This window comes from Oligella ureolytica DSM 18253, from assembly GCF_000373745.1.
GTDB classification, from domain to species: Bacteria; Pseudomonadota; Gammaproteobacteria; order Burkholderiales; family Burkholderiaceae_B; genus Oligella; species Oligella ureolytica.
Window position 1 is genome coordinate 1 of the sequence record NZ_KB892338.1, and the last position, 7,553, is coordinate 7,553.

General features: G+C 38.2%; 5 protein-coding genes. 4 read left to right on the forward strand and 1 reads right to left on the reverse strand.

Features of this window, described 5'->3' with window-relative positions; all coding sequences use genetic code 11:
* Nucleotides 1–331: transposase (locus B092_RS0111510; RefSeq protein ID WP_018574636.1), on the reverse strand; the 331-nt coding region annotated here is incomplete at its 3' end.
* A gap of 174 nt (nucleotides 332–505) precedes the next feature.
* On the opposite strand from B092_RS0111510, the gene B092_RS0111515 reads away from it, so the two are divergent.
* The 4 genes from B092_RS0111515 to B092_RS0111530 all read left to right on the forward strand — a co-directional run.
* Nucleotides 506–2,095 (forward strand): (2,3-dihydroxybenzoyl)adenylate synthase, encoded by a 1,590-nt coding sequence (locus B092_RS0111515; RefSeq protein ID WP_018575386.1) that lies wholly within the window; start codon nucleotides 506–508, stop codon nucleotides 2,093–2,095.
* A gap of 11 nt (nucleotides 2,096–2,106) precedes the next feature.
* Entirely contained in the window at nucleotides 2,107–4,005 is a 1,899-nt protein-coding gene (locus B092_RS0111520) for a phosphopantetheine-binding protein (protein ID WP_018575387.1), read from the forward strand.
* The gene (locus B092_RS0111525) at nucleotides 4,002–7,277 is read left to right on the forward strand and encodes an AMP-binding protein (RefSeq protein ID WP_018575388.1); all 3,276 of its coding nucleotides are present in this window, start codon (nucleotides 4,002–4,004) and stop codon (nucleotides 7,275–7,277) included. Before B092_RS0111520 ends, B092_RS0111525 begins: the two co-directional genes overlap by 4 nt.
* A 47-nt stretch (nucleotides 7,278–7,324) precedes the next feature.
* Nucleotides 7,325–7,553 (forward strand): transposase (locus B092_RS0111530; protein ID WP_018575389.1); only part of this gene is annotated, 229 nt, incomplete at its 3' end.

Below are 7,553 nucleotides of genomic sequence, written 5' to 3' on the forward strand. Positions count from 1 at the left end.
CGTCTGCCATATCAACGGCTTCGAAGGCGGCTTTCCATGCATCAAGCTGCTCGGGATACAAGCCATGCTCGCGGCAATAACTCGACCGCTCGGCCTCGTTCATACTGGCCGTTTGAATAATAACGGCTAACTTCGTCTTGGTATCCCATTGGTCAGGGCGTGATTTTTTTGCAGGCACAACAAATCCTCTNGCTTGTAGCTGTTTTTTCCAACTATATAAAGTTGATACGTGAATACCACTTTCTCGGCTAATTTGAGCCACGCTTAGGTTATTCGGTGGCATCATTTTTTTAACGATCTGCGCTTTAAATTCTGGGCTGTAAGATGACATTGTAAGACTCTAACCGCTCCCTCAATTACATGAAATATAAAAATCAGAAAATCAGACAACTAGTGTGACAGAGGGGGCTTTGAGCCTTCATAGGTTTACATTCTCAAAACAAACTGTTATAGTTTGTTTTGAATACAAATGATAATCATTCTTATATTTGTTTGCAAGTTAATTATGACTAAAGGCAGTTTGAGATTTATACCGTATCCGGCAGAGCGTGCAGCGACCTATGTGAGAGAGGGGTTGTGGCAAGGGGAATCACTCTTTGAGTTCTTAGAGAAGTCCTGCCGTAAACAGGCTGAGAACATTGCTTTGATTCAAGGCGATACTAAATTATCCTATGAAGAGTTTTACTTTCAAGCTCTTTATTGGGGTGAGTGGCTGTATGAGCAAGGTATTCGTCAAGGCGATCTAGTCGTATTGCAATCTGCTAATGTTCTTGAGTTTTTTTACGTATTGTTTGGACTATATTACCTTGGTGCGATCCCAATATTTTGTCTTGATGGTCACCGTTCTTATGAAATTGGTAATATCGCACAATTTAGTCAAGCAAGAGTATATTTGAAGATTTCAAAATCTGAGACAGATATTTCTGCGGAGGAAATCCTTACTCATTTTCAAGGTAGTCTGCCTGATTTGGAAATTGTCAAAACAATCCAGCAAGGAGCACGATTGTACAGTGATCTCGATCGCCAAAACATACTTGAGAAACCACATTTTAACCAGAGTAATTCACGCACTGTCGCTTTCTTACAGTTATCGGGAGGCACAACTGGGCTACCTAAACTTATTCCCAGGACACATGATGATTATCTGTACTCGGTCAGAGAGAGTGCTATTGTCGCAGGTCTTAACGAAGCCTCAAAACATCTTTTAGTCTTGCCGGTATCGCATAACTATGCTATGAGTTCGCCCGGTTTTTTAGGTGTAATCTATGCAGGTGCAACGTTGATCATTGCAGATAATGGTTCACCTGAAGAATGCTTTAACTTGATTGAAAAACATCAAATTACCCAAGTTTCTCTCGTACCTTCTTTGGTTCTAACATGGCTTAACTCTACCGAGAAAGACAGATTTGATTTGACAAGTCTTGAAGTCGTGCAAGTAGGGGGAGCTAAATTCTCGTCAGAGATTGCTACTCGATTATTAGATACATGGAATGTTCTTTTACAGCAAGTATATGGTATGGCAGAGGGGTTAGTGAATTACACTCGATTGGATGATAGTCGTGAAACGCAAGTTAATACACAAGGTAAACGGTTATCACCTTATGATGAAATTCGTATTGTCAATCAGTACGGAGATACCTTAGGTGTGGGTGAGGAAGGTGTAATTACCACTAAAGGGCCTTACACCATCAATGGTTATTTTGCTCCAGATGAAGTGAATAAACATAGCTTCACCAGTGACGGTTTTTATATTACGGGCGATATCGGATTTCTTGATAAGGACAATAATATTACCGTAACGGGTCGTCTTAAAGAAGTCATTAATAGAGCTGGTGAAAAAGTTATGCCGACTGAACTTGAGGAGCTTCTTTATACGCACCCAGATGTCAAAGATGTATTGGTCAAGGGCAAGTCTGATGAGTTATTGGGTGAAAAAATATGTGTACAGATAATCACTGATAAACCGGAAAATTTTAGTCTCGTTGCAGTTAGGAAATACTTAATGCAGCAGCATATTGCCTTAAATAAACTGCCTGATGAAGTGCATGTGGTTGGTGAGTTTGATTTCACACTGATCGGTAAGGTGAAGCGATAAGGTGGTGATAAATGAAAAAAATGACTGACCTAGGATTATCGGCATGGATTGATTCGCAAAAAAGCGGTCTAACGTCTTTTATATACATTGAATTTAAAGCACATAACCTAGATTTAGATTTGTTTGTGCAATCAGTTCATGAGGTAGTTAATGATACTGACGTATTTGAGTACCTGATTACTCAAGAGGGTCAACTTGCAGCCAGAGAGGATGGAACGCAATCTCTACATCTGAATATCATGAGTATGGTGGGTGAGTCAAACTTCGGACGAAGAGAGAAAACACTTGGTGATTTAGCAAAATACGGTATTGATACTCCACTAAATAATTCGGTTTTTTTGATAATTAATTGTCTGAAGCAAGCTAATGGTGTAGTTCGTATTGTATTCATGGCTAATATGGCTATCCTCAATCCTGCAAATTTATATAGTTTAATTTATAAAATTGCGATTGATTATCAAAGTAATCAGAGCTCAGCCGTTAATGCTTTATGGGTAGTTCCAAATATAACAGCGAATTATCCAGTGACCGAGCTTACAACAGAGCGTTACGCTGATTTAACCAGTTCTTCAATACCATCTTTGCCTTGGAAGTTTTATAACGAAAGTAGTGGGGATGTAAAAAATATTTGTTACTGCCTTTCACATGAGATTTGGAAACAACTAAATGAATTGGCAGCCGCTAATGGATTAGAGGTGTCAGCAATGTTTAGAACGATATTGTGCGTTGCTGTCGGCCTAGTCAGTAAAGAGCATAGATTTCGTTTAAATCTTCCTTTTTTTATAAATATTGTTGACGATGATGGCACTGATAGTGATTATGTTGAAGATTTTTTCTTACAAGATATTAATTTAAATTTCAAGGAGCCTTTACTAAATAATATCAACAAATTGTCTGACCCAAACAGTTTTTATGGAAATAAAGAATATTCCGGAGTTGAGGTTTTAAGAAATCTGACATCTAAAACAGGAAAACAAGAAATAGCGCCTTTGGTTTATACCGACTTGCTAAATAGTGGAGAGCTTTTCGGGGGAGTTATTCATAAAACATTCGGTGAAGTTGAGTTTTGTGTATCAAGAGGGGCAAATGTTGCGATTGATGTGCAGGTTTTACGTTTAAGAGGTTCAATTTGTTTTAATTGGGATATCAATCAAGATTTGATCTCTTACGAAGCTGCTAATGTGCTGTTTGAGACTTTTAAAGGATTGCTAGAAGTTTTTACGAGTAATCAAGATGCTATTAATTTGCCTTTAGAGCAGGCTACATCAATGTTTTCTTTCCATGAAACTCAGGGAGATGAACTTGAGAGGCAGCATCTAATAGCGGGCAAATGGCTGACAAATGAAAAATTACAACAGTTGCTTGCCAAAATTCTTAACCGTAGAGTAAAGGTGGAGACTGACTTAACTCTAATAGTCGATTCGGCAGAATATCAGCCTCTATCAGTTCATGAAATACATAATATTTTAAGCTTTCACTTTCTTGGTCAATTTGCTCCCAAGAAGATTGTCGTGCTACCTATTAAGGATTTTGCAAACTATGAACAAGTGCTGCGAGATGATGAACAAAACTTGCTTGATACGAAGCTAGATAGTCAAAGTTTTGCACCCATTGATGTGGTTAATGTCGTTTCGATTATTTTTTCACATGTATTGAGGCGACATCTTGATGTGAAAACTGTGAAAGGCGTTGATTTTTTTGATATGGGTGGTAATTCATTAATGGCTACCCAAGTGGTCATAGAAATAAATAAATATTTCATTTACACCAAAATTGGCATTGCTGATGTTTTTCGATTGCGCTCAATTAATGAATTAGCAGTTTATCTATATCAACAGGACCCCGAATTTTCTTTGCGTGTAGCCAAAACAGTAATGAATTTACTGGTTAGTGTAGGGAGAGGGAAATGACATCAGCCTTAAATGTCATGCAACAAGCTTACATGGTGGGTAGAACAGCTGACTTTCCTTTGGGGGCGGTTGATATGCAGGATGTGAGATGTTTTTTACTTGAGACTTCAAGTGAGCGAGTTGTACAAGCTATTTCCAAGGTGTTTGCATCTTATCCTTTATTACAGTTTTGTATTGCCGGAGACAATCAATCGTTTGCGAATAAAAAATATCAATCAATTGAGAGTAATTTACTACGTGCGACTAGTCAAGTGACTGTTGGGGAAATTGAAGATTTAGCCCAACAAAGGATTGAGAACTTTATTTCTAAACCTTTTGATGTTCATGACGCTTTATGGCGAATAGCATTAGATGAGTTAACTTTCGTTGAAACTGGTAATCAAAAAAGTTTAGTAACTTTTTCCTTTAATGGGCTCCTTCTAGATGGATTTGCTATCTCCAGAATCATTGCTGAGGTGCTAAAGTGTGCAATGACAGGTGAGTTTAGGCCATCTCTAGCGATAATTAATACGTTCCAAAATCAAAGTTTATCAATAACAGATGAGACTAACTGGCCGCTTTATTTTAGAGGGGTTGAATCAGTTATACAGTTGCCTTGGTCGTCTAATTTAGAAACGATCATGTGGACACAGCGGAAGCGTGTAAGTTTGCGTATAGAGAAAAACTTATTTGAGGCAGTACATAAATGCGTAATGCCATACGGAGTATTTTCAAATAGTGCATACTTATTTGCCATTTTAAAAGCTTTGAGCAATCTTAATGGTAGGGAGACACCATTTGTAATATCAATACCAACATCAAAGAATTCGGCTAATAAGCAGTTGGGTAATCATTCTGCATTTCTGCCTGTTGTTTATCATGTGAAGAACAGCTCTCTATTGGAGGAACTTCGTACTTTACAAGATAACATACTAGGTATGTTGGCTTCCGCTGCAGATGGGATGAATGCAATACAGTACTTGAGCAAACAGTTAAAAACGATTTTACCTTTACCTGTAGCTTTTACCAATGGATTGCTTTGGGATATTCATGAGTCTATTGCAGGAGTGGTTTATTTAGGAGGAACAACAGAGACACCGCAATTAGCATTGGATATTCGTTTAAGTCATTTGAACCATAAGACGATATTATTAGAGCTTGATTATGCAGTTGCTTCCTTGTCAGAAGAGATTGTGCAGTCTATCGCTAAGCAGATTGTTATAAATTTAAAATGGCTTGCTAATAAGGATAACTTGACAGAGTTGCCTATGGTTCCAGTGCAAGCAGACGTCATAAAGAAAGGTGAAACGTCAATATCATATGCTCAGGCAATTTTTGAGAATATATATACTGATGCAATGATGACTAAGCCAGCCTTGGCAAGTCAAGAGCGCATGATTACGTACAGTGATTTGGGTAAATATGTAGCTCAAGCCTCTAATATATTAGGTCAGTATAATATCGATAAGGGAGATGTTGTCGCTATTGCGCTCCCGAAATGTTTTGAATATGTTTATTATGCATTAGCAAGTCTATTTGCCGGTGTAGTCTGGTTTCCATTAGATAACGCTGCCCCGATAGAGCGCATGGTATATCAACTACGCAATGCTAAGGCTAGGGGTGTGATATGTGACATAGCTCAGATAGATGCAGAAACTATTAAAAATAAGCTAGATATAACAATCATTGATTCGTCTAGTATTCAGCTTTGTGCAGATGTTGTACAACCAAGATTAAACCTCTTGCCTGAAAAATCCCCTTCTTGTTACTTATATACTTCTGGTACGACAGGGTTACCAAAATGTGTCGCTCTTAATAATACTGCTATTAATAATACAATCAAGCAAACGATACAAGAGTGGCATTTAAATAGTGAGGATAAGATTTTCTCTGCGACTCCTTTTTATCATGATATGTCATTGTTTGACATTTTAGCCACATTTACAGTTGGTGCGACACTTATAGTACCCGAAAAAGAAAATAGTAAAGATCCTTTTCTTTGGTCTAGCTTGTTGCAGAAGTATGAGGTTACGATTTGGGTTTCTGTGCCTGCAATTGTTGATATGCTGCTGATGGCAGCAGATTTTAAGAGTCTACAATCCTTGCGTTTGTTAGCACAAGGCGGTGATTACATCAGAGAAAAAACTCTCAGAATGCTACGTTCATATAATTTGTCTCTTACTTTATATTCTCTTGGAGGACCAACTGAGACAACCATTTGGAGTATATGGCACAAGATTGATATTGACAAGGATATTGTACGCTATGGCTCTATACCGTATGGCGTAGCGTTGAGTGGTAATAACTATTATATCTTAGATGAACAGAATGGCGAATGTGATGTTGGTGAGCTGGGTCGGATTGCGATGTCAGGTATCAATTTATCTAATGGCTATATTGTAGATGGTGAGCTGAGATGCGAAGATTATAAAGACATAGAGTTAAGGGGAAAATATCAGAAAGTCTATGTGGCTAGCGATATGGGAAAACTATCTCCAGCAGGGTTGATTATTTTTGAGGGGCGTGAAGAGGGATATTTCAAAATTAAAGGGGTACGAGTTAGTGCTAAAGAGATAGAGAACGCAGTTCTAATGCTTGACTTCATTGAGCAATGCGTTGCAGTTGAATTGCAGGATGATGATTTAAGTTATGCTGAGTTGGGGGTTGCATATACATTGATTGATGAAGAGTTTATTCATATTGGGCCTGATGATCTAATCAATGCTCTCAATACTTACCTGCCAGAAAGCCATATTCCCACAAGATGGTTGCGTGTTAATTCAATGCCTTTAACAGCCAACAGCAAGATAGATCGTCAACATATTCGGAAGTTAATGAAAGCTAGTGATTATTCTAGTCAAGAGACTGATGATGTAGAGTTGAATTTACAACAAATAGGTGAGGCGAATCCCGGTATATCACTTGATAAAGCTTTCTATGAGAAGTTCTTAAGTGAAATGCAAGGCTCAACTGTAACTAACGTAGCAAACGATAATGAAGATAAACATATTTTAGGGATTGCGACTGAACATGAGCAAAGAGTTTGGTTTCTGCATGAGCGTGATCCACTGTCCTTAATGGCTTCAATAAATGTGAGTTTTCATTTGGTAGGTAATTTGATTCTAATTAGATTCATTTCTTCTATAAATGCTCTTTATGATGGACTGTCATCGTTTAATTTGGCTTTTTTTGTGGATGAGGATGGTGTATTAAGGCGTGAACACAGAGATTATAAGCAAGATGAAGTGATTTTTCTTCTAAAAGCAAATACATTGGAGGAAGCTAAGACTTGAACCGCCCCGGGATTGTCGGAGACTCATTTTTCTGAGAGAATACGACAATGAAAACACGAAACTATACCCCTGAAATGAAAGAGCGAGCCGTCCGTATGCTAATTGAAGCTAAAGACGACTACCCATCCACCTGGTCAGCCATCAAAGCCATAGCGCCAAAGATAGGTTGCACGCCTGAGACCTTACGCTCATGGCATAAAAAGCACATTGATAAAACCATTCCTGCAAACATTCAAGCTCAAAGCCAAGCGGAGCGTATCAAAGAGCTTGAACGTG

Excerpts from the sequence above, each read along its gene's own strand:
- B092_RS0111520 (WP_018575387.1), top strand. The coding sequence starts at position 2,107 with ATGAAAAAAATGACTGACCTAGGATTATCGGCATGGATTGATTCGCAA.
- B092_RS0111515 (WP_018575386.1), top strand. The coding sequence starts at position 506 with ATGACTAAAGGCAGTTTGAGATTTATACCGTATCCGGCAGAGCGTGCA.
- B092_RS0111525 (WP_018575388.1), top strand. The coding sequence starts at position 4,002 with ATGACATCAGCCTTAAATGTCATGCAACAAGCTTACATGGTGGGTAGA.